Raw genomic sequence first — 26,534 nt, 5'->3', positions numbered from 1 at the left:
CCCCCCCCCCCCCCCCCCCCCCCCCCCCCCCCCCCCCCCCCCCCCCCCCCCCCCCCCCCCCCCCCCCCCCCCCGACATCGGGACGGCTCCGGGGTGAGGAGGTCCGCGATGTCCAGGACGTGGTAGCCGCGCATCGACGGGAGGCAGCTGCCGCGGACCGGGCCGATCGCCGAGGACCAGGCGGTCGGGATGGCGGCGGCGCCCGACAGGGCGCCGGCCAGGGCGCCGGCCACCGCCGCCGTGGTGTCGGCGTCGCGGCCCATGTTCACCGCGGTGAGGACCGAGGACGCGAAATCGCCCCCGCAGGCGGCGAACGCCCCGAACGCCAGGCCCACCGCCTCCGGGGCCAGGTCCGTCCACGGGTAGCCGCCGATGACCACCGCCGACCGCACCGCCCGCTCCCCGCGCGGGGCGGCGGTGACCGCGCGGCGCAGCGAGCGGGCCGTCCAGGAGTCGGACGGGATGACGGACAGGGCCGCCGAGACCACGGACGCGGGGGAGCCGCCCCCCATCGCGGCGGCGACCCCCGCGGCGACGGCCTGGCCGCCGTAGATGCCCTCCCCGTCGTGGCTGACCGTGCCGTCGATCGCCACCAGCCGGGCCGCCTCCGCCGGGCGCCCCGCCGCGAACACCCCGAACGGCGCCGCCCGCATGGCCAGCCCGTCCGACCACGCGTGCCGGTGCTGCGCCGAGATGGGCGCGGCCAGGCCCCGCCGCAGGTTCTCCAGGGTGCCCCGCTCGGAGAAACCGGCCCCGCGGAAGGGGCCCTCGTCAAGGTCGGCGATCCAGTGGTGCCAGGCCCGCTCGACGTGGGCGACGGTCAGCGCCGAGCCGTGGCGGGCCAGCAGCAGGCCGGAGAAGATGGCGTACTCCGTGTCGTCCGTCCCCGCCGGGTCCTCCGACACGAACCCCTCGATACGGCCCCACCGCGCCCGGATCTCCGACGGCTTCATGTTCTCCGCCGGGGCGCCCAGCGCGTCACCCACCGCGAGGCCGAGCAGCGCGCCCCTGGCCCGTTCGAGGAGGACCTGCGGATTGCATGCGACCAGCTCCATGGCGCGCCTCTCCCACGTGATGGGACCCATCATGAGCCCCTGGGGGATTTGTGCCACGCCATGTGGTTTGTCGGTCGCCGCGAAACGCCTCCCGAACATCCCCGTCACCCGGTCGCCGAGCCGCGAAAGCCCAGGTAAGTACGGCCTTCCTTGCTGGCGGGAGCCGGAAATCGTGCGTAGTTTCGAGGTGTTCAGGGGAGTGCCCGGGGAGGGCACGTCTGCGCGTCGCTTTCGCGTACCCACTCATGCGAAAAGGGGAGATACGCCGCATGTCCATCATCGACACCGAAGCGCCGCTGCACACCGCCCACCGCGACAACCACACCCACCGCGACGTCAACGGCGGATGGCTGCGCCCGGCCGTCTTCGGCGCCATGGACGGGCTCGTCTCCAACCTCGCCCTGATGACCGGTGTGGCGGGCGGTGCGGTGGCGCCGCAGACCATCGTCATCACCGGTCTCGCCGGTCTCGCCGCCGGCGCCTTCTCGATGGCGGCCGGCGAGTACACCTCCGTCGCCTCGCAGCGCGAGCTGGTCCTCGCCGAGCTCGACGTCGAGCGCCAGCAACTGCGCAAGCACCCGGTCGACGAGATGGAAGAGCTCGCCGAGCTCTACGTCTCGCGCGGGGTCGAGCCCGCCCTCGCCCGCGAGGTCGCCATGCAGCTGTCCCGCGACCCGGAGCAGGCGCTGGAGATCCACGCCCGCGAGGAGCTCGGCATCGACCCCGACGACCTGCCCTCGCCGCTCGTCGCCGCGGTGTCCTCCTTCGGTTCCTTCGCGCTGGGCGCGCTGCTGCCCGTGCTGCCCTACCTGCTCGGGGCGACCGCCCTGTGGCCGGCCGTGCTGCTGGCGCTCGTGGGGCTCTTCGCCTGTGGTGCCGTGGTGGCGCGGGTGACGGCCCGGCCGTGGTGGTTCAGCGGTATGCGCCAGCTTGTCCTGGGTGGTGCCGCCGCCGGTGTGACGTACGTCCTGGGAACCTGGATCGGTGGCGCCATAGGCTGAGCGGGCCGGGAGTGAGACACTATGCGGGACGCAACATAAGTAGTCCTGAATCCGGTGGTTTCACTTCCGTTCCCGCCGGGCATCACACCAGGGCGTCGGGCAAAGATGCCCGTTTCGTGCCGGGACCTTCATCCCGCGTCGTGCCGCGGAAAGCTCTCCAGCTCGCTCATCCCCCCGCAACCCCTTGAAGGTCCCTTCTTTCTGCCTCGTGCAGTGTCCGCATAGTGAAACGCAATATCCGCTGCCTGGAATTGCAGTCATCATGTAGCCTGCACGAACTTTCGCAGAGGGCCAACGTCGTCCCTCGGCCAGCACATTTGCCACGACGACGACGGGAGAGCCGATGCGTTCCGCATCCACGCACTCCGCGACCGGCCTCAGCACCACCGCCTGGTCGCCCATGGACGGTCGCCCCGCCCAGCAGGGCATGTACGACCCGCGCAACGAGAAGGACGCCTGCGGCGTCGGATTCGTGGCGAACCTCACCGGCGAGGCCACCCACACCCTCGTCGAGCAGGCCCTGACCGTCCTGCGGAACCTCGAACACCGCGGCGCCACCGGCTCCGAGCCGGACTCCGGTGACGGCGCGGGCATCCTGTCCCAGGTCCCGGACGCCTTCCTGCGCGAGGTCGCCGGATTCGAGCTCCCCGAGGCCGGCGCGTACGCCGTCGGCATCGCCTTCCTCCCCGCCGACGGCTCCGCACAGGCCGTCGCCGTGGAGCGCATCGAGGCCATCGCCGCCGAGGAGAACCTGACGGTCCTCGGCTGGCGCGAGGTGCCGGTCACCCCCGACCTGCTCGGCAACGGGGCCCGCACCACGATGCCCGCCTTCTCGCAGCTGTTCGTCGGCAACGGCAGCACCGGCATCGAGCTGGACCGCAAGGCGTTCGTCCTGCGCAAGCGCGCCGAGCGCGAGGCCGGGGTCTACTTCCCGTCGCTCTCCGCCCGCACCATCGTCTACAAGGGCATGCTGACCACCGGCCAGCTGGAGCCCTTCTTCCCGGACCTCTCCGACCGCCGCTTCGCCTCGGCGCTCGCCCTGGTCCACTCCCGGTTCTCGACGAACACCTTCCCGTCCTGGCCGCTCGCCCACCCGTACCGCTTCGTCGCGCACAACGGCGAGATCAACACGGTCAAGGGCAACCGGAACTGGATGAAGGCCCGCGAGTCCCAGCTGGCCACCTCCGCCTTCGGCGAGGCCGCCCTGGACCGCATCTTCCCGATCTGTACGCCGGACGCCTCCGACTCCGCCTCCTTCGACGAGGTCCTGGAGCTGCTCCACCTCGGCGGCCGCTCGCTGCCGCACAGCGTGCTGATGATGATCCCGGAGGCGTGGGAGAACCACACCTCCATGGACCCGGCCCGCCGCGCGTTCTACCAGTACCACTCCACGATGATGGAGCCCTGGGACGGCCCCGCCTGCGTCACCTTCACCGACGGCACCCAGGTCGGCGCGGTCCTCGACCGCAACGGTCTGCGCCCGGGCCGCTACTGGGTCACCGACGACGGCCTCGTCGTCCTCGGCTCCGAGGTCGGCGTCCTCGACATCGACCCGTCCAAGGTCGTCCGCAAGGGCCGCCTCCAGCCCGGCAAGATGTTCCTCGTCGACACCGCCCAGAAGCGGATCATCGAGGACGACGAGATCAAGGACGAGCTCGCCTCCGCCGCCCCGTACGCGGACTGGCTGGAGACCGGCGAGATCGAGCTGACGGACCTGCCCGAGCGCGAGCACATCGTCCACACCCACGCCTCGGTCACCCGCCGCCAGCAGACCTTCGGCTACACCGAGGAAGAGCTGCGCGTCATCCTCGCCCCCATGGCCCGCACCGGCGGCGAGCCGCTCGGCTCCATGGGCACCGACTCCCCGATCGCGGCCCTCTCCGAGCGCCCCCGGCTGCTCTTCGACTACTTCACCCAGCTCTTCGCGCAGGTCACCAACCCGCCGCTGGACGCCATCCGCGAGGAGCTCGTCACCTCGCTGCTCTCCTCGATCGGCCCGCAGTCCAACCTGCTGGAGCCGACCGCCGCGTCCTGCCGCAGCGTCACCCTGCCCTTCCCGGTGATCGACAACGACGAGCTGGCCAAGCTCATCCACATCAACGCCGACGGCGACATGCCCGGCATGAAGGCCGCCACGCTCTCCGGCCTCTACCGGGTCTCCGGCGGCGGCGAGGCCCTCGCCGCCCGGATCGAGGAGATCCGTGCCGAGGCCGACGCCGCCATCGCGGCCGGCGCCCGCCTCATCGTCCTGTCGGACCGCCACTCGGACGCCGAGCACGCGCCGATCCCCTCCCTGCTGCTCACCTCCGCCGTGCACCACCACCTCATCGCCACCAAGCAGCGCACCCAGGTGGGCCTGCTGGTCGAGGCCGGTGACGTCCGCGAGGTCCACCACGTCGCCCTGCTCATCGGCTACGGCGCCGCGGCCGTCAACCCGTACCTCGCCATGGAGTCCGTCGAGGACCTCCTGCGCGCCGGCACCTTCATCGAGGGCATCGAGCCCGAGAAGGCCATCAAGAACCTGATCTACGCCCTCGGCAAGGGCGTCCTGAAGGTCATGTCCAAGATGGGCATCTCCACCGTCGCCTCCTACCGCGGCGCCCAGGTCTTCGAGGCCGTCGGCCTGAACGAGGAGTTCGTCGACACCTACTTCAGCGGCACCGCCACCAAGATCGGCGGCGCCGGCCTGGACGTCATCGCCAAGGAGGTGGCCGCCCGCCACGCCAAGGCGTACCCGGTCTCCGGCATCGCGGCCACGCACCGTGCGCTGGAGATCGGCGGCGAGTACCAGTGGCGCCGCGAGGGCGAGCCGCACCTGTTCGACCCGGAGACGGTCTTCCGCCTCCAGCACGCCACCCGCAACCGCCGGTACGACATCTTCCGCAAGTACACGGACCGGGTGAACGAGCAGTCCGAGCGCCTCATGACGCTCCGCGGCCTCTTCGGCTTCAAGTCCGACCGCCCGTCGATCTCCCTCGACGAGGTCGAGCCGGTCTCCGAGATCGTCAAGCGCTTCTCCACCGGCGCCATGTCGTACGGCTCCATCTCCAAGGAGGCGCACGAGACCCTCGCCATCGCCATGAACCAGCTGGGCGGCAAGTCCAACACCGGTGAGGGCGGCGAGGACCCGGAGCGCCTGTACGACCCGGCGCGCCGCTCGTCCATCAAGCAGGTCGCCTCCGGCCGCTTCGGCGTCACGAGCGAGTACCTGGTCAACGCGGACGACATCCAGATCAAGATGGCCCAGGGCGCCAAGCCCGGCGAGGGCGGCCAGCTGCCCGGCCACAAGGTCTACCCGTGGGTCGCCAAGACGCGTCACTCGACGCCCGGCGTCGGCCTGATCTCCCCGCCGCCGCACCACGACATCTACTCCATCGAGGACCTGGCCCAGCTGATCCACGACCTCAAGAACGCCAACCCGGCCGCGCGCATCCACGTGAAGCTCGTGTCCGAGGTCGGCGTCGGAACGGTCGCGGCCGGTGTCTCCAAGGCCCACGCGGACGTCGTCCTGATCTCCGGCCACGACGGCGGAACCGGCGCCTCCCCGCTCACCTCGCTGAAGCACGCGGGCGGCCCCTGGGAGCTCGGCCTCGCCGAGACCCAGCAGACCCTGCTGCTCAACGGCCTGCGCGACCGCATCGTCGTCCAGACCGACGGCCAGCTCAAGACCGGCCGCGACGTGGTGATCGCCGCCCTGCTCGGCGCCGAGGAGTTCGGTTTCGCGACCGCGCCGCTCGTCGTCTCCGGCTGCATCATGATGCGCGTCTGCCACCTGGACACCTGCCCGGTCGGCGTCGCCACCCAGAACCCGGTCCTGCGCGACCGCTTCTCCGGCAAGCCCGAGTTCGTCGTGAACTTCTTCGAGTTCATCGCCGAGGAAGTCCGCGAGATCCTCGCGGAGCTGGGCTTCCGCACCATCGAGGAGGCCGTCGGCCACGCCGAGCTCCTCGACACCAGCAAGGCCGTCACCCACTGGAAGGCGCAGGGCCTCGACCTGGAGCCCCTCTTCCACGTGCCGGCCCTGCCCGAGGGCGCGGTCCGCCACGCCCTGATCGAGCAGGACCACGGTCTGGAGAAGGCCCTCGACAACGAGCTGATCGAGCTCGCCGCCGACGCGCTGAACGCCGAGACCGCCGAGGCGGCCCAGCCGGTCCGCGCCCAGGTCGCGATCCGCAACATCAACCGGACCGTCGGCACCATGCTCGGCCACCACGTCACCAAGAAGTTCGGCGGAGCGGGTCTGCCCGACGACACCATCGACCTGACCTTCACGGGTTCGGCCGGCCAGTCCTTCGGCGCCTTCCTCCCCAAGGGCGTGACCCTGCGCCTGGAGGGCGACGCCAACGACTACGTCGGCAAGGGCCTCTCCGGCGGCCGGATCGTGGTCCGCCCGGACCGTGGCGCCGACCACCTCGCCGAGTACTCCACCATCGCCGGCAACACCATCGGCTACGGGGCCACCGGCGGGGAGATGTTCCTGCGCGGCCGCACCGGCGAACGCTTCTGCGTCCGCAACTCCGGCGCCCTGGTCGTCTCGGAGGGCGTGGGCGACCACGGCTGCGAGTACATGACCGGCGGCACGGCCGTCGTCCTCGGTGAGACCGGCCGCAACTTCGCGGCGGGCATGTCCGGTGGCGTCGCGTACGTCATCGACCTCGACCCCCGGCAGGTCAACTCCGGCAACGCGGAGGCCGTCGAGGCCCCCTCGGACGCGGACAAGCAGTGGCTGCACGATGTGGTGCGCCGCCACGAGGAGGAGACCGGCTCGACCGTGGCCGCGAAGCTCCTGGCTGACTGGGACGCCGCCGCGGCCCGCTTCAGCAAGATCATCCCGACCACGTACAAGGCAGTGCTCGCCGCCAAGGACGCCGCTGAGCTGGCCGGACTCTCCGAGTCCGAGACCACCGAGAAGATGATGGAGGCGGCGACCCATGGCTGACCCGAAGGGCTTCCTCACCACCCCGCGCGAGACCGCCTGCACCCGTCCCGTCGCCGAGCGCGTCAAGGACTGGAACGAGGTCTACGTCAAGGGCTCGCTGCTGCCGATCATCAGCAAGCAGGCCGGCCGCTGCATGGACTGCGGCATCCCGTTCTGTCACAACGGCTGCCCGCTCGGGAACCTGATCCCCGAGTGGAACGACTACGCCTACCGCGAGGACTGGTCGGCCGCCGCCGAGCGCCTCCACGCCACGAACAACTTCCCGGAGTTCACGGGCCGCCTGTGCCCCGCTCCCTGTGAGTCGGCGTGCGTGCTCGGCATCAACCAGCCGGCCGTCACGATCAAGAACGTCGAAGTCTCGATCATCGACCAGGCCTGGGACAACGGCGACGTCACCCCGCAGGCCCCCGAGCGCCTCTCCGGCAAGACCGTGGCCGTCATCGGTTCCGGCCCGGCCGGTCTGGCCGCCGCCCAGCAGCTGACCCGGGCCGGCCACACCGTGGTCGTCTACGAGCGCGCCGACCGCATCGGCGGCCTGCTGCGCTACGGCATCCCCGAGTTCAAGATGGAGAAGGTGCACATCAACCGCCGCATCGAGCAGATGCGCGCGGAGGGCACCAAGTTCCGCACCGGCATCGAGGTCGGCCGCGACGTCACGGCCACGGACCTGCGCAAGCGGTTCGACGCGGTCGTCGTCGCGGCGGGCGCCACCGTCTCCCGCGACCTTCCGGTCCCGGGCCGCGACCTCAAGGGCATCCACTTCGCGATGGAGTACCTCCCGCTCGCGAACAAGGTCCAGGAGGGCGACTTCATGGCGCCCCCCATCACGGCCGAGGGCAAGCACGTGGTCGTCATCGGCGGCGGCGACACCGGCGCGGACTGCGTCGGCACCGCCCACCGCCAGGGCGCCCTGTCGGTCACCCAGCTGGAGATCATGCCCCGCCCGTCGGAGGACCGCCCGGCGGCCATGCCGTGGCCGACCTTCCCGATGCTGTACAAGGTCACCTCGGCCCACGAGGAGGGCGGCGAGCGGATCTACTCCGTCTCCACCACCCACTTCGAGGGCGACGAGGACGGCAACGTCCAGGCCCTGCACCTGGTCGAGGTCGAGTTCGTCGACGGCAAGCTCACCCAGAAGCCCGGCACCGAGCGCGTCCTCCCCGCGCAGCTGGTCACCCTGGCGATGGGCTTCACCGGCACCGACCAGTCCAACGGCCTGGTCGAGCAGTTCGGCGTCGAGCTGGACGAGCGGGGCAACATCGCCCGCGACGCCTCGTACGCCACCAACGCCGACGGCGTCTTCGTCGCCGGCGACGCCGGCCGCGGCCAGTCCCTGATCGTGTGGGCCATCGCGGAGGGCCGCTCGGCCGCCCGCGGCGTGGACCGCTACCTGACGGGCACGAGCACCCTCCCGTACCCGGTCAAGCCGACGGACCGCTCCCTGATGGTGTAACCCCGTCACCCCTCCCCCCGGGGAGACCCCTCATACGGTCCGTACAACGGAGTACGGCAATCCGACACCGCGCCCGCCATGTCCCCGACCAGGGATGGCGGGCGCGGTGGCGTTCGGTAGTCGTATGAATGCATTCGGCTGATCCTTCAGGTTGGCCGGGGCTACGCTCGTCGCAGGCAAGGGGATTGCGGAAGCGGGGAGTCGACTCATGGCCAAGTCGAAGGACGAGGGCGCCGCGCAGAGCCCGGAGGAGTTCGCCCGCGAGGAGCTGCGGCGGCACCGCGAGGCGGCCGGGCTGACCCAGGAGGCCCTGGGCGAGCGGATCTTCGTGAGCGGGTCGTACGTCGGGCAGATGGAGTGCGGCACGCGACGGCTCCGGCCGGAGCTGGCCGAGGCGATCGACAGGGAGCTCGGCACGGGGGACTACTTCGCCCGCCTGTCCAAGGCGTTCAAGCCCAAATACGAGGATTACTTCGCCGAAGCGGCCGAGCTGGAACGTCTGGCGACGGCCATCTACGAATATGCCTCCACTCTGGTTCCCGGGCTGCTCCAGACTGCGGACTACGCCCGGGCCGTGATGCGGGGCGGCAATCCCACCGCGCTTGCCGAGTACGTTGACGGCCTCGTCGCGTCTCGTCTGGAGCGCGCAAGACTGCTCGACGATCCGGGGACCCCCGAAATGTGGGTCGTCCTGCACGAAGCGGTACTGCGGACAATGGTCGGAGGACCTGGCGTGATGGCCGCGCAGTTGCGGCACATCTCCGCCTGCGTCCGAGGCCATCGGATCACCGTCCAGGTGGTGCCCTTCTCGGCCGGAGCCCAAGGGGCCCTGGGGTCTTTGGTGAGCATCATGCAGTTCGTGGACGCGCCCGACGTGGTGTACACGGAGGGGCCCCGCGTGGGGCAGTTGCTCGACTATCCGGCCCTGGTACGCCGCCACTGGAAACTCTACGATCTGGCCAGGGCCGCTGCGCTGTCGCCGGAAGTGTCCCTGACCTTTATCGAGTCGGTGGCGGAGGAATACGCGAAATGCGCGCAGACGTGAACGGCCTGTCCTGGAGGAAGTCCTCGTACAGCAACTCGGAGAGCAACAGTTGCGTCGAGGTCTCCGACGACGTCTCCGGCCTGGTCCCCGTCCGCGACAGCAAGCAGGCCGGTGGCGGCCCCGTGGTCGTCTTCGCCGGGGCCGCCTGGGCTTCGTTCATCCGGGACGTCAAGAGCCGCCGGGCCTGACCCCGTACTGCGGCTGCTGGGTCGGCTACTCCGGCTGGACGACCACCGCGGCCCAGCGGAGGGTGGGGGTCGAGGTGGTGACGACGGCGCCGAAGCCGCCGTGGAGGCCGGTGCCCAGGGGGATCGTGATGCGGGCCGGGGCGTCCGCGGGGCAGTCCAGGGTGAAGGGGGCCGGGTTGCGGTCCGGGTGTTCGTCGAGGGTGAAGGACACCACCATGCTGCCGCCGCCCTCGCAGGCGAAGGTGGTGTAGGTGTCCAACGACGGGGAGAGGCCGCCCGAGACGAAGCCGCTGGAGCCGGTGACCTCCGGCACCCAGATCACCCCGTCGGGCCCCGGGTAGCCGATCAGTTCCTCCGCCGCCGATGCCTGTCCCGCGCCCGTACCCAGCGCGAGGACCGCCGTGACCGCCGCGACCGTGAACGCCTTGCGTGCCATCTTCTTCCCCCTCGGATGTCGGTGAGTCGACCGTTCCACGGTAGGGGCCGGCACTGACAACGCGACGGCTCCCCGCTCAAGGAGCCGGTGCGGAACGGGCGGTGAGCGCGGCCAGGGCGGCGCGGGTGGTGACACCCGTTTTGCGGAAGATGTGGGACAGGTGGGTGTCCACCGTGCGGGGGCTCAGGTAGAGGCGGGCCGCGATCGCCGGGGTGGTCAGGCCCTCCGTCACCAGCGCCGCGATCTCGCGCTCCCGGGGCGTGAGGTGGGGGAGCGGAGGATGGGCGGGAGCCGGGGGGAAGAGGTCCGCCAGGCCCGTCAGCAGGCGGGCGCCGCCCGCTTCCGCCAGGCGGCGGCCCCGGTGCCACAGCGTCGACGCCCTGCGGGAGCCTCCCGCCCGGGCGGCGAGGGGGGCCGCCATCAGGAGGGCCTGGGACTCCCAGAGCGTCGCCCCGGCCCGGGCCGCCTCCGCCGCCGCCCGGACGTAGAGGTCCGTCGCCTCCGACGGTTCGTCCCGCGCGGCCCGTACCGCCGCCGCGCTGCGCAGGGCCGACGCCCGCTGGGCGGGAAGGCCCAGGCGGGCGGCGTCCTCGGCCGCCCGGGCCGCCCAGGACTCCGCCTCCTGGAGGTCCCCCGCCGCGACGGCCGCGTTGACCAGGGCCTCCAGGAACAGCGGGCGCATCGACGGCTGGAGGCCCGTCAGCTCCGGCCCGCGGCCCGCCCGCAGCATCGCGGACCGGGCCCGCTGGTGGTCCCCCGCGTACAGGGCCGCGTAACTCAGCACGCACCACCCCAGCGAGGCCCACCAGCTGCTGCGCACCCCGGACAGTGCGACCGCCTCCTCGGCCAGGGCCAGCGGGGCCGGGTCGCCCGGCGGCAGGGACGGGATCAGCACCTGGGCCTTGTTGCCCAGCACCAGGCCGAGGAGCTCGTCGCTGCCGATGCCGCGCGCGATGTTCTCGGCCTCCTCGGACAGCTCCACCGCCGACTCCAGCCGGCAGGTGTTCATGTGGACGACCGCCTTGCACACCAGCAGGTGCGGCAGCAGATGGGGCGGGCCCACCCGGCGGGCGAGCGCCAGCCCCCGGTCCGCGTGCCGCTCCGCCTCCGGGAAGCGGTCCAGGTAGAATTCCGTCCAGGCCAGGCGGGCCAACGGTTCGCACAGGTCGGCGAGTTCCCGGTCCGCCAGCGCGTCGACCCGTACGGCGGCCCGGTCGGCGAGCCGGCGGGCCGTCGCCGGGGCGAGGCCCGCGTACGTCTCCCCGAGCGCGGCCGTCGTCAGCGCCCCCGCCGCGGCCGGCTCGTTGCGCAGCCGCAGGGCCAGCCCATACGTCCGCAGCACGTCCTCCCGTACCGCCGTGTACGACAGGACGTGCGGGGCGCACGAGCCCAGCTCCAGCCCCAGTGCCAGGGCGTCGGCCGGGCGGGGGGCGGGCCGGCGGGCCAGCTCACGGCGCAGCAGCGCCACCGCCTCCCCGTACCGGCCGAGGTGGCGCTCCATCGAGGCGCACAGGGTCACGGCCGCCGCGCGCAGCCCGTCGTCCGGGTCGGTGCCGTCCACCTGGGCGATGAGGGACATGAGGAGGTCCCGGCTGGCCCGCAGCTCGCCGCACGCGCCCAGGGCCCGGGCCCGCCGCAGTTGCAGGGCGTGGCGCCGGGCGAGGTGCTCCGGCGTGTCCGGCAGGATCCCCAGCACCACCCCCAGCCAGTGCGCGCAGCTCGCCGGGGCGGTGGTCTCGGCCTGCCCCGCCGCCTCCAGCAGGGCGTCCGCCGCCCCGGGGTCCCAGCCGGTGAGCGCCCGCTCCACGTGGTGGGCCCGTACGGCGGCCGCGGCGCCCGCGGCGGCCAGCGCGGCGGCCGCCCGCCGGTGCAGGCCCGTACGCCGCCGGGGCTCGGTGTTCTCGTACACCACCGTCCGCAGCACCGGGTGCCGCAGCGACCAGCTCCCGCCGGGGCCGGGGCGCAGCAGGTCCCGGCCGGCCAGGGCGGCGAGGTGGGCGTCGAGCAGACCGTGTCCGGACACCTCCGCCGTCTGCGCGAGCACCGGCGCGGTCGCCTGGTCGCCGAGCACCGCCACCGCCTCGGCGGTACGGCGCTCGGCGGTGGTCAGCGGGGTCAGTTCGTCCAGGAGCAGCGCGGTGAGCCCGCCCGCGGGGACGGCCGGGCCGGCGGCCTGGCCCTGGAGCAGGGTGAGGAAGTAGAGCGGGTTGCCCCCGCTCGCGGCGTACAGCCGGCCCGCACGGGCGGGCGGCAGCCCCGGCGCCAGCTGCTCCACGCACGTCTGCTCGGCGAGCGGGCCGAGGTCCAGCCGCTGTACGGCTCCGGTGTCGACGCCCCGGGTGAGCGCGGCGGCGAGGGAGGCGGAGGTCTGCCGGTCCCGGCGGGCCACGACGAGGAGCACGGGCCCGCGCGGCGGGTGGCGCACGAGGTGGTCGAGGAGCTCCAGGGAGGCCGGGTCGGCCCAGTGCAGGTCGTCGAGAGCGAGGAGCAGCCCCCGCCGTCCGCCGTCGCCCGGGCCCCGGGCGAGGGCCGTGAGCAGTCGCGCCGCCGCCCGGTGCACGGCGAACCGGTCCACCGGCACCTCCGTCCCGCCGAGCGCATCCGCCCCGGCGCCGGCGCCGGTCCCGGCGTCCTGACCCGGCCCGGCGTGTTGCCCGGGCCCGCCGCGCGGGCCCGGGCGTCCGTCGGGGGCGGGGCGTCCGTCGGGGGTGGGTTCGCCGTCCGGGACCGGCTTCGTCTCCGGGGCGGGGCCGCCGTCCGGGGTGGGCCTGCCGTCCGGGCCCGGGGTGGGGCCCGGTGCCCCGTACAGGACCGGGGCCACCGCCGGGTCGGCGCCCCGTCCGCCGATCGCCTCCGGGTCCAGGTCGGCGAAGGCGTCCGTGAACAGGCTGAAGGGGATGTGCCGTTCGTACTCCGTGGCCCGGCCGCGCAGCACGGTCAGGCCGCGGGCCCGGGCCCGTCGGCACACCTCCGTGAGCAGCCGGCTCTTGCCCATGCCCGCCGGGCCCGTGAGGTCGATGACGCCCGGCGCGTCGCCCTGCGGCGCCCCGACCACCGCCCCGATCACCGCGTCCAGCCGGTCGAGTTCGGCCCCCCGGCCGACCAGCGGAGCCCTGTCCACCATGGCGCCTCCCCGGGGGACCGGTACCCGGATTCGGCGCCCGGGATACGTAGGGGCGGCGTAGGCGGTTCTACGGATGCCGCCCGCGCGGCCCGGCTGTCAGCATCGAAGTGGTTCCGGTCCTGCCCGTTGGGAGTTCCGATGCGTCGCTCACGCCTGCCCGTCACCGTGTGCCTGTCCCTCTCCGCCCTCGTCCTCTCGGCCTGCTCGGGCGCGGGACCGGGGGCGGACCTCGGGACCGGAGCGGCACGCTCCAAAGCCCCCGCGTCCCCTTCCCCTTCCCCTTCCCCTTCTCCTTCCGCTTCCTCCTCGGCTCCGTCGGGCGTCATCCCCTCGGCCGACCCCGCCCCGTCCCTCCCGTGCACCTCGACCAAGGGCCTGGACGCCCCCGCCCTGACCGACTACCTCAAGGGGCTCAAGAGCAGTGACCGCACCGACTCCCGTGCCCTGTTCCTGGTGGACGACGGGTTGTACCTGCGGCTGGTGAAGACCCAGCCGCCCTGCGAGCCCGTCCCGGTGAAGCTCGGTTTCTTCCGGGTGGACATGACCCGCTCGGCCGACTCGGCCGGCTACGCGTTCACCTACGCCCCGATCCGTACGACGACCGTCTCCGTGGGTCCGTCGGACGGGAGGGTCGACGGCAGCCTGCCGCCGGCGCCCTCGGGCTGCGGCGGCGTCCTGTCCGTCTCCTACGTGGGGCGGGACCTCGTCGAGAGCGACCTCCCGCACAGCCTGCGGCTGCCGGGCAAGGACTCCACGCTGGACTGGGTACTGGTCGACGTGGACCGCGACGGCGTCCTGGACGCCGTCTTCAAGCCCCCGCCGGGTGCTCGGGACTGCTGAGCCGCCGGACGGGACCCGGCCGGCCGGGCGGGGCGGTGCACCGTGGGGGTGCGCACCGCCCGCCCGGTCCCGTGCGCGGACCCGTCGCCCGGCCGGGTCCAGGGGTCAGGCGACGGGGACCTCGCGGGCGGGCTCGTCGTCGTTGCCCCGGCGCAGGACGTGCAGTCCGCGCGCCGGGGTCCAGCTGCGGACGACCAGCTCCTCGCCGTCGACGGCGGTGTGGACCACCTCGGTCAGGTCGGCGTGGAAGAGGTGGAAGGGGTGCGGGGTGTCCTTCTCCTCCGCGTAGCGGTGGAGTTCGGGGGGATCCACGATCTCCACCGCGCGGCCCGAGATCCGGGCGTCCCCGTCGGGCATGGAGTCGTCGGGGCCGGGGTTGGTGTGCAGGGCGAAGCGCGGGTCGTGCTGGAGGTCGCGGGCCTTCATCGAGCCCGCCATCATGCCCAGCCACAGCTCGCCGCCGCGGAATTCCACGGTGAGCCCGCTCACCCGGGGCGAGCCGTCCTTGCGCAGGGTGGCCAGGACGTGGTGCGGGAACTGTGCGAAGCGGTCCCGTACCGCCGCCGCGAACTCCGGTTCCGCCTTCTCGAACGCTGCCCAGTTGTTCGTCGTCATGCGTCCATCAAAGCGCGCCCCGCCTCCGGCGGCCGGTCAGGCGCGCACGATGCCCGCCCGGCGTGCCGCCGCCAGCCAGGACGGGAACTCGGCGACGAGGCGGTCGTACAGTACGGCGTCCGGCACGGCCAGCGGGTCTTCGCCCGCGTGGAAGTAGCCCGCGTTGTCCACCACCCGCTTCTGCGGCACGGGGAGCTCGTCCAGGCGGCGCAGGAAGTCGAACTGGCTGCTGCGCGTGTTGCCGAAGCCGACGAACTGCCAGAACAGGGGCAGGCGCGCCGCCTTGCACAGGTACCGTTCCGCCGCGAGCTTGTTCACCGGGCCGCCGTCCGTCTGGAAGACGACCAGCGCCGGATCGGCGGATCCCGAGTCCAGGTAGTGGTCGATCACCGCGTCCATCGCCAGGTGGTAGGCGGTCCTGCCCATGTGGCCGAGGCCGGCGGCGATCTCCGTGACGCGGCCCTCGTGCCCGGTGAGGGAGACCTCCTCGACGGCGTCGACGTCGGTGGAGAAGAAGACGACCGGTACGCGTCCGTCGGAGTCGAGGTGCGCGGAGAGGCCCAGGACCCGGTCCGCGAAGGCCTGTACGGTGCCGTCGCCGTAGTACGGGCGCATGGAGCCGGAGTAGTCCAGGACCAGATAGACGGCGGCACGCCCGCCGTCCAGGCCGTGCTTGCGGAGCGAGACGCCGGCGCTCTTGTAGAGGCTGACCAGGGCCGGGGCGGCCTCCTCCACCGAACGGAGGCTGATCGCGCTGGCGCCGGTCACGGGGCCGTGTCCGTCCCCGGGCGGGCGTTGAGGGCCTCGATGTCCTCCAGCATGGCCGCCGCCAGGTCGCGCTCCGAGGCGTAGTACCGCTCGGCCCACCTGAGGGTGAGGGCGGGGTACGCCCAGGCCGCACCCTCCTGCGCGGCCCGCGCGTCCGCCTCCGCGCCGCGCCGCATGTCCTCGGCGAACTCCTGCTGGCGCAGAAGGAGTTCGCGCATCTGCTCCGGCTCCAGCAGATGGCCCAGCCACAACCGCAGCATCGGCCCGTGCTTGAGCACCGGCGGGTCGACGGGCGCCTCGCGCGCCCAGCGCCGGGCGGCGTCCATGCCCGCGCCGGTGATCCGGTAGACCCGCTTGTCGCGGGTGCCGGTGTCCTGGGCGACCATCCGGGAGGAGGCGTAACCGGCCTTCTCCAGCCGTTTGAGCTCGCTGTAGATCTGGCTGAAGGAGGGGCTCCAGTAGAAGAAGCGCAGCGACCAGTCCGACCACTTCTTCAGGTCGTAGCCGGAGAGTTCCTCGCCGAAGGAGAGCAGTCCGAGCACCGCCCAACTGGTCGCGGGGAGTGTGCGCCGGGCCGCGCCGCCCGGGGTCTCTTCTGCCGTCTCGTCTGACACGCAGCGCAGTCTACGACCGGTCCCGGAGGCGCCCTTCCCCCTTGTGGACGTGACTGCTAGAAGTATTTCTATTAGGCATACCTGGGAGGGGAGGCGTGATCTCGCTGGAGGGGAAGGTCGTCGTCGTCACCGGCGCCGCACGCGGCCAGGGAGCCGAGGAGGCGCGGCTGTGCGCGCGGGCCGGGGCGCGGGTCGTCGTCACGGACCTCCGGGAGGAGGAGGGCCGGGCGGTCGCCGCGGAACTGGCCGGCCGGGGGCTGTTCGTACGGCACGACGTCGCCGACGCGGGCAGCTGGGCGGGGGTGGTGCGGGCGGCGGTGGCCGCCTTCGGGACGGTGTCGGCGCTGGTCAACAACGCCGCGCTGTGGCGCACCGCGCACGTCGAGGAGCAGAGCGCCGAGGGGTTCGAGGAACTGCTGCGGGTCAACCTGCTGGGGCCGTTCCTCGGTATCCGGGCGGTGGCCCCGGTGCTGCGGGCGGGCGGGGGCGGCTCGATCGTCAACGTCTCCTCCACCGCCGGTCTGGTCGGCATCCCGGGCCACGCGGCGTACGGGTCCACGAAGTTCGGCCTGCGCGGGCTGACCCGCTCGGCGGCGCTGGACCTCGCGGGGGACGGGATACGGGTCAACTCGGTGCATCCGGGCGCCATCGACACGCCGATGGTGGCGGGGGCGGTCGAGGGGCGGGACTGGTCGCACGTGCCGTTGCGGCGGATGGGGCGCCCGGGGGAGGTGGGGGAGCTGGTGCTGTTCCTGTGCTCGGAGGCCTCCTCGTACGTGACGGGCGCGGAGTTCGTGGTCGACGGGGGGATGACGGCGCGATGAGCGGGGACCGGGGGAAGGGGGACCGGCTGGCGCCGGACGCGCGGCGGCTGTGCGAGGCCATGGCGGCGGGGTTTCCGGGGCCCGGGGACGTTGCGGCCCTGCGGGCGGTGGTGGCGGCCGGGTCGGAGCGGCCGGGGGTGCGGGGGCCGGAGGTGGCCTCGGTACGGGACGCCGTGGCCTCGGGGGTGCCGGTGCGGGTCTACGACCCGGCGCCGGGGGAGCGGGGGCGGGTCCTCGTCGTGTACCTCCACGGCGGCGGCTGGGTGATGTGCGGGATCGACACGCACGACGCCCTGTGCCGGGAGCTGGCCGCCGCCTCGGGGGCGGTGGTCGTCTCGGCCGGCTACCGGCTGGCTCCGGAGCACCCCTGGCCGGCGGCGGCCGACGACGCCCTGGCGGTGCTGCTGTGGGCGCGGGCGGGGGCGCCGCGGCTGGGCTGCGACGCCGGGCGGGTGGTGGTGGCCGGGGACTCCAGCGGGGGCAACCTGGCGGCCGTCACCGCGCTGCGGGCGCCGGAGCTGGTCGCCGGGCAGCTGCTGGTGTACCCGCCGCTGGACGCCGCGATGGGCTCCGAGTCGGTCGCGGCGTACGGGCGCGGGTACTTCCACACCGCCGCCCACATGGCCTGGTACTGGGACCAGTACGGCGGCGACCCCGCCCACCCGCACGTCTCGCCGCTGCGGGCGCCGGACCTGTCCGGGCTGCCGCGCACGCTGATCGTCCTCGCCGACTGCGACCCGCTGCGGGACGAGGGGCTGGCGTACGCGCGCCGGCTGGGCGCGGCGGGGGTGGACTGCGAGGTCCGGCTCCATCCGGGGGTGTTCCACGGCTTCCTCGGCCTGCCGCTGCCGGCCGCCGCGGCGGCCCGTGCGGGAGCGGCGGCGTGGCTGGCCGCCACGGATGAGCGGGGGCGGGGGCATGGGAAGGGGAACGGGGCGGCCGGATTCGAACCGGCGTCCTCCTCCTGAGCAGGGAGGCGCAACGACCTCTGTGCTACGGCCCCGTCCTTGCGGACGATCCTAGGGCAGGAGGGGGCGGGGCGGCCGGATTCGAACCGGCGTCCTCCTCCATGCTGGGTAGGCGCACTGCCTCTGTGCTACGACCCCGCCCTTGTGTTCGATCTCAGTCGGGCCGGGCCGGGTGTGCGCCGGAAGATCCCCGGCATGATGTGTCCATGCCTGGATTTCTCCTGCGCGCCTTCCTGCTCCTCGCCGTGGAGTGCGGGGCCGCCGCGCTGCTGCGCGATCCCGGGACCCCGTGGATCCCCGTGCTGCTGGCGGTGTTCGTGGCCGGCTCGGCCGTGCCGCACGGCACCGAGGCGGAGTTGGGGGCCCGGTTCCTCGTCGCGGTCACCGCGGTGGGGGTGGCCCGGCTGGGGGCGTCGGCCTGGGAGGGCCACGGGCCGGCGGCCCCGGCGGGGCTCGTGGTGCTGCTGCTGCTCCAGACAGGGGCACTGCTACGGCTCTCGCTGCGCGGCCGGCGCGGGCGCCGCCCGGTGCGCCGGCGCGGCCGCCGCCGGTGAAAATCGGCGGCCGAGCCGCCCCGTCCCGCCTAGGGTGGCCCGCATGTCCAGCACCGCGCAGCCCACCACCACCCTGTGGCGCCCCACCGGCCCCGTCGAGCTCGACCTGGTCCGCGCCCTCGACTGGCGCGCCTGGCCGCCCCGGCTGCCGGAGCAGCCGATCTTCTACCCGGTGCTGAACGAGGACTACGCGATCCGGATCGCCCGCGACTGGAACGTCAAGCACGACGGGGCGGGCTTCGTGACCCGCTTCGAGGTGGACTCGGCCTTCCTGGAGCGGTATCCGGTGCAGCGGGCCGGCGGCGAGACGATCCTGGAGCTGTGGGTCCCCGCGGAGGAACTGGCGGAGTTCAACGCGCACATCGTCGGACGCATCGAGGTGGTACGCGAGTTCCGCTGAGCGGGCCGCCCACCCGCGCGCGCCGCGGGGGTCCCGGCCGCGGTCCGGCCACAGGGTCGTCAAGGGCGGCCCGTGGTAACGAGAATGGCGGCATGACGACTCGCGCCAGGTCCTTCGATGCCGCCGCCGCCCTCTACCACGCCTCCCGCCCCGGATACCCCGACGCGTTGTTCGACGCCGTCGAGGAGCTCGCCGGGATGCCGCTGCGCGGAGCCCGGGTCGCCGACGCGGGCGCCGGGACCGGTATCGCCAGCGCCCTGCTCCACGCGCGGGGGGCGCGGGTGCTCGCCGTGGAGCCCGGCGACGGCATGGCCGCCGAGTTCCGCCGCGCGCACCCCGGGATCCCGATCGTGCGCGGGGACGGCGACCGCCTGCCCCTGGCCTCCGGCTCCCTCGACTTCCTGACCTACGCCCAGGCCTGGCACTGGACCGACCCGGCCCGCTCCGTTCCCGAGGCCCGTCGCGTGCTGCGCCCCGGCGGGGCCCTGGCGCTCTGGTGGAACGACCTCGACCACTCCGTCCCCTGGATCGCCGGCCAGGACGAACGGATCGCCGGGCTCTTCGGCGTCCCGGCGGGCCTCCAGCCGCGGCAGGACCCGGAGGAGCTCGCCCTGACCACCCGCGAGGTCCGCTGGTCGCGCCGGATCCCGCTGGACGCGCACCTCGCCAACCTCTCCAGCCACTCCGCCTTCCTCCTCCTCGGGGAGCCCCGCACCCGGGAGTTCACCGGGGCCGAGCGCGAGCGCCTGCTGGAGCTCTTCCCCGACGGGACGGTCGAGGAGTCCTACGTGGTCACCCTGCGGGTGGCCGTCGTCTGAGGCAGGCCGCGGACCACCTCCGCCCGGCACTCCGACGGGCCGCCCCACGCGTCGCGCAGCGGCCGGGCCTTGCGCAGCCACAGGGACAGGTCCAGCTCCTCGGTGTAGCCGACCGCGCCGTGCAGCTGGAGGGCGGTGCGGGCGGCCGCGTACGCCGCCTCGCCCGCGGTCAGCTTCGCGGCGGCGACGTCCCCGTCCGACAGGGACAGCGCCGCCGCCCACAGCAGCGGCCGGGCGAACTCCAGGTCCAGCAGGGTGTCCGCCAGCCGGTGCTTGACCGCCTGGAAGCTCCCGACCGGCGCGCCGAACTGGGTGCGCTGCTTCACGTACTCCACCGTGCGTGCCAGCAGGGCCTCGCCCACCCCGAGGCACTGGGCGGACGTCAGCAGCCGGGCCCACCGCGCGGCCGTCCCGGCGGCGGCCGCCACCGCCGGACCCGCCGCCAGCAGCTCCCCGCCCGCCGCCGGAACGCCGAGCCCGCGCGCGGGGTCAAGGGAGGCCAGCCGCCCCTCCCACCCCGCCGCCAGCCGCAGTTCCCCGGGGGCCGCCCCCGCACCGCCCCCCGGCACCGTCACGGTGAAGCACCACTCCGCCGCGTCCGCGTCCAGGGCGTACGGGGAACCGCCCGGCAGGGTCAGCGTGGCCAGGGCGTCTCCCCTGAGGAGACCGGGAAGGAACCGTTTCGCCGGTGCCTCCTCCCCGAGCCGGGCCAGCTCCGCCAGCAGCACCACCGCCGCGGCCGTCTCCACCACCGGCCCCGCCATCCCCGCCCGCCCCAGCTCCACGAAGCCCAGCGCCAGCTCCACCGGCAGCGGCCCCAGCCCCTCGTACGCCTCGGGCGCGGCCAGCGCGCACAGGCCCGTGTCCGCGAGCCGGGACCACAGCGCCAGCCCGGGCCCGCGGTCGCCGGCCGCCCAGGCCCTCGCGGTCGCCGGGACCTCCGCCGCAGCCAGCAGGGAGCGCAGCACACGGGCGAAGTCGGACTGTTCACCGGTCGGCTGGAAGCGCATCAGCGGCGGCCCTTCGGAAGGCCGAGCAGCCGCTCGGCGATGATGTCGCGCTGGATCTCGTTCGTCCCCGCGTAGATCGGACCGGCCAGCGAGAACACCCACGGCTCGGCCCACGGCCCGTCCGCCAGCTCCGCGTCCGGGCCCAGCAGGTCCAGGGCCGTCTCGTGCAGGGCGATGTCGTACTGGGACCAGAACACCTTGTTCAGACTGGACTCGGCGCCGACCTCCCCGCCCGCCGCGAAGCGGGTGGCTCCGGCCCAGGTGAACAGCTCGTAGGCGCGCGCCCCCACCACCGCGTCCGCGACCCGGTCGCGCAGCGCCGTGTCCGCCGGGTCACCCCGCTCCTGCCACAGGGCGGCCAGCCGGCCGGCGGCGGCCAGGAACCGGCCCGGGGACCGCAGGGTCAGCCCCCGCTCGTTGCCGGTGGTCGACATCGCGATCCGCCAGCCCTGCCCCGGCTCCCCGATCACGTCCTCGTCGGGAACGAACACCCGGTCCAGGAAGAGCTCCGCGAAGGCGGGCTTGCCGTCGAGGCGGCCGATGGGGCGGACCGTCACGCCCGGCGCGCGCAGGTCGAACATCAGGTACGTCAGCCCGTGGTGGGGTTTCGCGGCGTCCGGGTCGCTGCGGAAGATCCCGAAGGCCCGGTCGGCGAAGGCGGCCCGCGAGGACCAGGTCTTCTGCCCCGACAGCAGCCAGCCGCCGTCCGTGCGCACCGCCCGCGACCGCAGCGAGGCCAGGTCCGAGCCCGACTCCGGCTCCGACCAGGCCTGGGCCCAGATCACCTCGCCGCTCGCCATGGACGGCAGCACCCGCGCCCGCTGCCCGGGCGTGGCGTGGTCGAAGAGGGTCGGCGCCAGCAGGCTGATGCCGTTCTGCGCGACCCGGCCGGGCGCGCCCGCCGCCCAGTACTCCTCCTCGAAGACCAGCCACCGTTCGAGGTCCGCGCCGCGGCCCCCGTACTCCTCGGGCCAGGACACCGCGGACCAGCGGCCGGAGTGCAGCTCGGCCTCCCACTCCCGGTGCGCCGCGAAGCCCTCCTCCGTCTCCAGCGAGTGCAGGGGGGCGTCCGGCACGTGCTCGTGCAGCCAGGCCCGGGCCTCGGCCCGGAAGGCCGCCACCTCGGGGGAGTGGTCGAGGTCCATCAGCCGTCCGCCTCCTTCACACACACCTTCCCTAACAAGTGTTTGGTAGGTTAACGTACGGCCATGAGCAGCGTCGAGGAGTCCCGCAACGAGGCGCCCCCGTACGTCCCCGCCCACGGCCTGCTGCGCGGCCGCACCGCCGTCATCACGGCCGCGGCCGGGGCCGGGATCGGCGGCGCCACCGCCCGCCGCTTCCTGGAGGAAGGGGCCGCCGTCCTGATCGGCGACGCCCACGCCCGCCGCCTCAAGGAGACCGAGACCGCCCTCGCCGCCGAGTTCGGCGCGGACCGGGTGGCCTCGCTGCCCTGCGACGTCACCGACGAGGACCAGGTCAGGGCCCTCTTCGCATACGCCCGACGGCTCCACGGCGGCCTCGACGTCGTCGTCAACAACGCCGGGCTCGGCGGCACCGCCACCCTCGTCGACATGACCGACGAGCAGTGGAACCGCGTCCTCGACGTCACACTGAACGGCACCTTCCGCTGTACCCGCGCCGCCCTGCGCGCCCTGAAGGAATCCGGCCGGGGCGGCGTCATCGTCAACAACGCCTCCGTCATCGGCTGGCGCGCCCAGACCGGCCAGGCCCACTACGCCGCCGCCAAGGCCGGGGTGATGGCCCTGACCCGCTGTGCCGCGCTGGAGGCCGCGGAGTTCGGAGTACGGGTCAACGCGGTCGCCCCGAGCCTGGCCATGCACCCACACCTGGTGAAGGTCACCAGCGAGGAGCTGCTGGCCGAACTCACCGCCCGCGAGGCCTTCGGCCGCCACGCCGAGCCGTGGGAGGTCGCCAACGTCATCGTCTTCCTCGCCAGCGGCTACTCGTCCTACATGACGGGCGAGACCGTCTCGGTCAGCAGCCAGCACCCCTAGGCCCGGACCAGAATGGGCCCGTGCCAACGAACAAGCCGACCGCCAAGCAGACCGCCGAGCCCGGCGCGAAGAAGAAGCCGCAGGTGACCCCGTCGCCGGAGCGGCGCCGGGAGCTCCTGGACACCGCCGCCGAGGTCTTCGCCGCCCAGGGCTACAACGCCACCACCGTCCGCAAGATCGCCGACGCCGCCGGGATGCTCGCCGGCAGCCTCTACTACCACTTCGATTCCAAGGAATCGATGCTCGACGAGATCCTCTCGGCCTTCCTGAACGAGCTGTGGGACGGGTACGACACCGTCCTCGCCGCCGGACTCGGCCCCCGGGAGACCATCGAGGCCCTCGTCACCGAGTCCTTCCGGGAGATCGACCGGCACCGCGCCGCCGTCGCGATCTACCAGAAGGAGGCCCGCACCCTCTCCGCGCAGCCCCGCTTCCACTACCTCTCCGACTCGCAGGTGAAGTTCGAGAAGGCGTGGCTGGGGACGCTGGAGCGGGGGGTCGCCGCCCGGGTCTTCCGCGCCGACCTCGACATCCGCCTCACCTACCGCTTCGTGCGCGACACGGTGTGGGTCGCGGCGTCCTGGTACCGGCCGGGCGGACAGCACAGCCCCGAGGAGATCGCCCGCCAGTACCTGTCGATGGTGCTCGACGGGATCGCCGTACGCCCGTGAACGCCTGAACGCCAGCAGAGGAGCCACCGATGCCCGAGGCCTACATAGTCGACGCCGTACGCACCCCCGTGGGCCGGCGCGGCGGCGGCCTGTCCCAGGTCCACCCCGCGGACCTGGGCGCCCACGTCCTCAAGGCGCTCGTCGAGCGCACCGGCGTGGACCCGGCGGCCGTGGAGGACGTGGTGTTCGGCTGCCTCGACACGGTGGGCCCGCAGGCCGGGGACATCGCCCGGACCGCCTGGCTGGCCGCCGGGCTGCCCGAGGAGGTCCCCGGCGTCACCGTCGACCGGCAGTGCGGCTCCTCCCAGCAGGCCGTGCACTTCGCCGCCCAGGGCGTCCTCTCCGGCACCCAGGACCTGGTCGTCGCGGGCGGAACCCAGAACATGTCGATGATCCCCATCGCCTTCGCCTCCCGGCAGGCGGCCGAGCCCCTCGGCCTCACCGAGGGCCCCTACGCGGGCTCGGCGGGCTGGCGCGCCCGGTACGGCGACGCCCCCGTCAACCAGTTCCACGGCGCGCAGCTCATCGCCGAGAAGTGGGGGATCTCGCGGCGGGACATGGAGGAGTTCGCCCTCACCTCCCACCGGCGGGCCGTCCGGGCGATCGACGAGGGCCGCTTCGACCGCGAGACCGTCCCGTACGGGGACGTCACGGTGGACGAGGGGCCGCGGCGCGACACCGGCCTGGAGAAGATGGCGCGCCTCAAGCCCGTCGTCGAGGGCGGCACCATCACGGCCGCGGTCTCCTCCCAGGTCTCCGACGGCGCCGCGGCGATGCTGATCGCCTCCGAACGGGCGGTCGCGGAACACGGCCTCACGCCCCGCGCCCGCGTCCACCACCTGTCGGTGCGCGGCGAGGACCCGATCCGCATGCTGTCGGCCCCGATCCCGGCCACCGCGCACGCCCTGAAGAAGACGGGCCTGACCCTGGACGCCGTCGACCTCGTCGAGATCAACGAAGCCTTCGCCCCGGTCGTGCTGGCCTGGCTGAAGGAGACGGGCGCCGACCCGGCCCGGGTGAACGTCAACGGCGGCGCCATCGCCCTCGGCCACCCCCTGGGGGCGACCGGCGTGAGGCTGATGACCACCCTCCTGCACGAGCTGGAGCGCACCGGCGGCCGCTACGGCCTCCAGACCATGTGCGAGGGCGGCGGCCAGGCCAACGTCACCATCATCGAACGCCTCTGACCCGGGCGGACGCGGGGCGTCGGCGGCATCGGGGACACCCGTCGCGCCGACGCCCGCGCACCGCCGGCAGCGGATTCCGGCCGACGTGTGCTAGCGTGGGGGCGTTGCAGTTGTGGTACCCATGAACTTTATGTGCGCCTGACGGGATTGCTCCGCAGGCGCTTTTATTGTTTTTGCCGGATCCTCCCGGATGGGGCCCTTGCCGCCTATTCAGGAGATTCAAATGGCACTTGGCACCGTGAAGTGGTTCAACTCGGAAAAGGGCTTCGGCTTCATCGAGCAGGACGGCGGCGGCCCGGACGTCTTCGCCCACTACTCGAACATCGCCATGCAGGGCTTCCGTGAGCTCCAGGAGGGCCAGCGCGTGTCCTTCGACGTGACGCAGGGCCAGAAGGGCCCCCAGGCGGAGAACATCGTTCCCGCCTAAGTTCCTCAGCATGCCGGGGTCCGCGCCGCGAGGTGCGGGCCCCGGCTTGTCTGCTGTTTCGACCATTTCTCTGACCAGCCGGTTTCAGGAGGGCTTTTCCGCATGACCAGCTCCAGCTCCGCACGACCCGGCCGCCGCCCCAGCCGGGGCCGAGGTGCGGCCCAGGGACGTCCGAAGGCTGGTGCGGGACGGCAGAAGCCCGCACCCGTGGCCCGGCCCCAGGAATTCACCATGCCCGAACCGCAGACCCCGGCCCTCCCGCCGGTGGCCGCGTTTGAGGACATGGACATGCCCGAGGCGCTGCTGAAGACCCTCGCCGCCCAGGGCGTCACCGAGCCCTTCCCCATCCAGGCCGCCACCCTCCCGAACTCCCTCGCCGGCCGCGACCTCCTCGGCCGCGGCCGCACCGGCTCCGGCAAGACCCTCGCCTTCGGCCTGGCCCTGCTCGCCCGCACCTCCGGCCGCCGCGCCCAGCCCAAGGCGCCGCTCGCGCTGGTCCTCGTACCGACCCGCGAGCTCGCGCAGCAGGTCACCGACGCCCTGACCCCGTACGCCACGGCCGTCAACCTGCGCGTCGCGACCGTCGTCGGCGGCATGTCCATCAACCGGCAGGCCGGCGCCCTGCGCCGCGGCGCCGAGGTGCTCGTCGCCACCCCCGGCCGCCTCAAGGACCTCATCGACCGCGGTGACGCCGACCTCTCGCAGGTCTCGATCACCGTCCTCGACGAGGCCGACCAGATGACCGACATGGGCTTCATGCCGCAGGTCACCGCCCTGCTCAAGCAGGTCGAGCCCGGCGGCCAGACCATGCTGTTCTCGGCGACCCTCGACAAGAACGTCGACAAGCTCGTCAAGATGTTCCTGACTGACCCGGTCGGCCACTCCGTCGACCCGTCGGCCGGCGCGGTCACCACCATGGAGCACCACGTCCTGTACGTCATGGACGAGACCGACAAGAAGGCCGTGGCCACGCGCATAGCCGCACGCGACGGCCGGGTCATCATGTTCGTCGACACCAAGCGCGGCGTCGACCGCATGGTCAAGAAGCTCCTCGCCGAGGGCGTGCGCGCCTCCGGCCTGCACGGCGGACGCTCCCAGCCGCAGCGCAACCGCACCCTGGACTGGTTCAAGACCGGTGAGGTCACCGCGCTGATCGCCACCAACGTGGCCGCGCGCGGCATCCACATCGACGACCTCGACCTGGTCGTCAACGTCGACCCGCCCACCGACCACAAGGACTACCTCCACCGCGGCGGCCGCACCGCCCGCGCCGGCGAGTCCGGCAGCGTGGTCACCCTGGTCCTGCCCGACCAGAAGCGGGACATGACCCGCCTGATGTCGGACGCCGGGATCTCCCCGCGCACCGCCCAGATCAAGTCCTCCGACGCGGAACTCGCCCAGCTGACCGGCGCCCGCGAGCCCTCCGGCGTCCCCGTCGTCCTGGAGGTCCCGCAGCCGCCCGCGCAGCCCAAGGCGCGCAGCGGCTCCGGCTCCGGCTCCCCGCGGCCCCCCCCCGGCGGGCCGCGCCCGCGCCCCCGCCGGGTCTTTTAAAAAAAAACCCAACCCCCCGACCCCGTTATGG

Annotated in this window: 24 protein-coding genes and 2 tRNA genes; 16 read left to right on the top strand and 10 right to left on the bottom strand. The window is 73.4% G+C overall.

Annotated features, from left to right (window positions below; translation table 11 throughout):
* Positions 1–1,055 (bottom strand): ADP-ribosylglycohydrolase family protein (locus WDV06_RS27795; protein WP_395512536.1); only part of this gene is annotated, 1,055 nt, incomplete at its 3' end.
* Positions 1,056–1,324: 269 nt separating this feature from the next.
* Between WDV06_RS27795 and WDV06_RS27790 the strand changes: the two genes are divergently transcribed.
* The 5 genes from WDV06_RS27790 (at position 1,325) to WDV06_RS27770 (ending at position 9,681) form a co-directional block, all read left to right on the top strand.
* Positions 1,325–2,056 carry a VIT1/CCC1 transporter family protein gene (locus WDV06_RS27790; protein WP_395512535.1) on the top strand — a complete coding sequence of 244 codons (732 nt, stop codon included), beginning with the start codon at positions 1,325–1,327 and terminating at the stop codon, positions 2,054–2,056.
* A 400-nt stretch (positions 2,057–2,456) separates the two neighbouring features.
* Positions 2,457–6,995 carry a glutamate synthase large subunit gene (gene gltB / locus WDV06_RS27785; protein ID WP_395512539.1) on the top strand — a complete coding sequence of 1,513 codons (4,539 nt, stop codon included), beginning with the start codon at positions 2,457–2,459 and terminating at the stop codon, positions 6,993–6,995.
* Complete coding sequence (locus WDV06_RS27780) at positions 6,988–8,448, top strand: glutamate synthase subunit beta (RefSeq protein ID WP_395512534.1); 1,461 nt, start codon at positions 6,988–6,990, stop codon at positions 8,446–8,448. The genes gltB and WDV06_RS27780 overlap by 8 nt, the downstream gene beginning before the upstream one ends.
* A 208-nt stretch (positions 8,449–8,656) precedes the next feature.
* Positions 8,657–9,493: a helix-turn-helix domain-containing protein gene (locus WDV06_RS27775; protein WP_395512533.1), complete on the top strand. Its 837-nt coding sequence runs from the start codon at positions 8,657–8,659 to the stop codon at positions 9,491–9,493.
* Positions 9,478–9,681: a DUF397 domain-containing protein gene (locus WDV06_RS27770; RefSeq protein ID WP_395512532.1), complete on the top strand. Its 204-nt coding sequence runs from the start codon at positions 9,478–9,480 to the stop codon at positions 9,679–9,681. The genes WDV06_RS27775 and WDV06_RS27770 overlap by 16 nt, the downstream gene beginning before the upstream one ends.
* Before the next feature lie 25 nt (positions 9,682–9,706).
* Here the strand turns inward: WDV06_RS27770 and WDV06_RS27765 are convergent, their stop codons facing one another.
* Both WDV06_RS27765 and WDV06_RS27760 read right to left on the bottom strand, forming a co-directional pair.
* Positions 9,707–10,117 carry a hypothetical protein gene (locus WDV06_RS27765; protein WP_395512531.1) on the bottom strand — a complete coding sequence of 137 codons (411 nt, stop codon included), beginning with the start codon at positions 10,115–10,117 and terminating at the stop codon, positions 9,707–9,709.
* A 76-nt stretch (positions 10,118–10,193) separates the two neighbouring features.
* Complete coding sequence (locus WDV06_RS27760; RefSeq protein WP_395512530.1) at positions 10,194–13,241, bottom strand: AAA family ATPase; 3,048 nt, start codon at positions 13,239–13,241, stop codon at positions 10,194–10,196.
* 138 nt (positions 13,242–13,379) lie between these two features.
* On the opposite strand from WDV06_RS27760, the gene WDV06_RS27755 reads away from it, so the two are divergent.
* Positions 13,380–14,081: a hypothetical protein gene (locus tag WDV06_RS27755; protein WP_395512529.1), complete on the top strand. Its 702-nt coding sequence runs from the start codon at positions 13,380–13,382 to the stop codon at positions 14,079–14,081.
* 105 nt (positions 14,082–14,186) lie between these two features.
* Here the strand turns inward: WDV06_RS27755 and WDV06_RS27750 are convergent, their stop codons facing one another.
* The 3 genes from WDV06_RS27750 to WDV06_RS27740 are packed head-to-tail and all read right to left on the bottom strand — an operon-like array spanning position 14,187 to position 16,087.
* The gene (locus tag WDV06_RS27750; protein WP_395512528.1) at positions 14,187–14,696 is read right to left on the bottom strand and encodes a pyridoxamine 5'-phosphate oxidase family protein; all 510 of its coding nucleotides are present in this window, start codon (positions 14,694–14,696) and stop codon (positions 14,187–14,189) included.
* A 36-nt stretch (positions 14,697–14,732) separates the two neighbouring features.
* Entirely contained in the window at positions 14,733–15,464 is a 732-nt protein-coding gene (locus tag WDV06_RS27745) for a VWA domain-containing protein (protein ID WP_395512527.1), read from the bottom strand.
* On the bottom strand, positions 15,461–16,087 hold the full coding sequence (locus tag WDV06_RS27740) for a PadR family transcriptional regulator (RefSeq protein WP_395512538.1): 627 nt from the start codon (positions 16,085–16,087) through the stop codon (positions 15,461–15,463). Before WDV06_RS27740 ends, WDV06_RS27745 begins: the two co-directional genes overlap by 4 nt.
* A gap of 86 nt (positions 16,088–16,173) precedes the next feature.
* On the opposite strand from WDV06_RS27740, the gene WDV06_RS27735 reads away from it, so the two are divergent.
* Together WDV06_RS27735 and WDV06_RS27730 are read left to right on the top strand one after the other, a co-directional pair.
* Positions 16,174–16,902: an SDR family NAD(P)-dependent oxidoreductase gene (locus tag WDV06_RS27735; RefSeq protein WP_395512526.1), complete on the top strand. Its 729-nt coding sequence runs from the start codon at positions 16,174–16,176 to the stop codon at positions 16,900–16,902.
* On the top strand, positions 16,899–17,870 hold the full coding sequence (locus WDV06_RS27730; RefSeq protein ID WP_395512537.1) for an alpha/beta hydrolase: 972 nt from the start codon (positions 16,899–16,901) through the stop codon (positions 17,868–17,870). The genes WDV06_RS27735 and WDV06_RS27730 overlap by 4 nt, the downstream gene beginning before the upstream one ends.
* On the opposite strand, the gene WDV06_RS27725 is transcribed toward WDV06_RS27730, so the two are convergent.
* Together WDV06_RS27725 and WDV06_RS27720 are read right to left on the bottom strand one after the other, a co-directional pair.
* Positions 17,833–17,906: transfer RNA gene (locus WDV06_RS27725), tRNA-Ser, on the bottom strand. The genes WDV06_RS27730 and WDV06_RS27725 overlap by 38 nt on opposite strands.
* A 29-nt stretch (positions 17,907–17,935) precedes the next feature.
* Positions 17,936–18,010 (bottom strand) — tRNA-Ala (locus WDV06_RS27720).
* Positions 18,011–18,076: 66 nt separating this feature from the next.
* Here WDV06_RS27720 and WDV06_RS27715 point away from each other — a divergent pair.
* The 3 genes from WDV06_RS27715 (at position 18,077) to WDV06_RS27705 (ending at position 19,642) form a co-directional block, all read left to right on the top strand.
* Entirely contained in the window at positions 18,077–18,424 is a 348-nt protein-coding gene (locus WDV06_RS27715; protein ID WP_395512525.1) for a hypothetical protein, read from the top strand.
* 43 nt (positions 18,425–18,467) lie between these two features.
* Positions 18,468–18,824, top strand: a complete 357-nt coding sequence (locus WDV06_RS27710) for a hypothetical protein (RefSeq protein ID WP_395512524.1) — start codon at positions 18,468–18,470, stop codon at positions 18,822–18,824.
* A gap of 92 nt (positions 18,825–18,916) precedes the next feature.
* The gene (locus WDV06_RS27705; protein ID WP_395512523.1) at positions 18,917–19,642 is read left to right on the top strand and encodes a class I SAM-dependent methyltransferase; all 726 of its coding nucleotides are present in this window, start codon (positions 18,917–18,919) and stop codon (positions 19,640–19,642) included.
* Here the strand turns inward: WDV06_RS27705 and WDV06_RS27700 are convergent.
* Both WDV06_RS27700 and WDV06_RS27695 read right to left on the bottom strand, forming a co-directional pair.
* Entirely contained in the window at positions 19,609–20,652 is a 1,044-nt protein-coding gene (locus tag WDV06_RS27700) for an acyl-CoA dehydrogenase family protein (protein ID WP_395512522.1), read from the bottom strand. The two genes, WDV06_RS27705 and WDV06_RS27700, sit on opposite strands and share 34 nt — an antisense overlap.
* Positions 20,652–21,797: an acyl-CoA dehydrogenase family protein gene (locus WDV06_RS27695; protein ID WP_395512521.1), complete on the bottom strand. Its 1,146-nt coding sequence runs from the start codon at positions 21,795–21,797 to the stop codon at positions 20,652–20,654. Before WDV06_RS27695 ends, WDV06_RS27700 begins: the two co-directional genes overlap by 1 nt.
* Before the next feature lie 63 nt (positions 21,798–21,860).
* Between WDV06_RS27695 and WDV06_RS27690 the strand changes: the two genes are divergently transcribed.
* From WDV06_RS27690 to WDV06_RS27670, 5 genes are all read left to right on the top strand, one after another.
* The gene (locus WDV06_RS27690) at positions 21,861–22,667 is read left to right on the top strand and encodes an SDR family oxidoreductase (RefSeq protein ID WP_395512520.1); all 807 of its coding nucleotides are present in this window, start codon (positions 21,861–21,863) and stop codon (positions 22,665–22,667) included.
* Positions 22,668–22,687: 20 nt separating this feature from the next.
* A complete protein-coding gene (locus WDV06_RS27685; RefSeq protein WP_395512519.1) occupies positions 22,688–23,338 on the top strand; it encodes a TetR/AcrR family transcriptional regulator in 651 nt (216 codons plus the stop codon).
* A gap of 29 nt (positions 23,339–23,367) precedes the next feature.
* Positions 23,368–24,525: an acetyl-CoA C-acetyltransferase gene (locus WDV06_RS27680; RefSeq protein ID WP_395512518.1), complete on the top strand. Its 1,158-nt coding sequence runs from the start codon at positions 23,368–23,370 to the stop codon at positions 24,523–24,525.
* Between the two features lie 223 nt (positions 24,526–24,748).
* A complete protein-coding gene (locus tag WDV06_RS27675; protein WP_362146252.1) occupies positions 24,749–24,952 on the top strand; it encodes a cold-shock protein in 204 nt (67 codons plus the stop codon).
* 102 nt (positions 24,953–25,054) lie between these two features.
* Positions 25,055–26,503, top strand: coding sequence for a DEAD/DEAH box helicase (locus WDV06_RS27670; RefSeq protein ID WP_395512517.1), 1,449 nt, complete (start codon positions 25,055–25,057; stop codon positions 26,501–26,503).
* The last annotated feature ends 31 nt before the right edge of the window (positions 26,504–26,534 follow it).

Source organism: Streptomyces racemochromogenes, assembly GCF_044129415.1.
GTDB lineage: Bacteria > Actinomycetota > Actinomycetes > Streptomycetales > Streptomycetaceae > Streptomyces > Streptomyces racemochromogenes_A.
The sequence above is the reverse complement of the archived record's forward strand: the minus strand, read 5'-3'. Positions and strand labels throughout refer to the sequence as shown.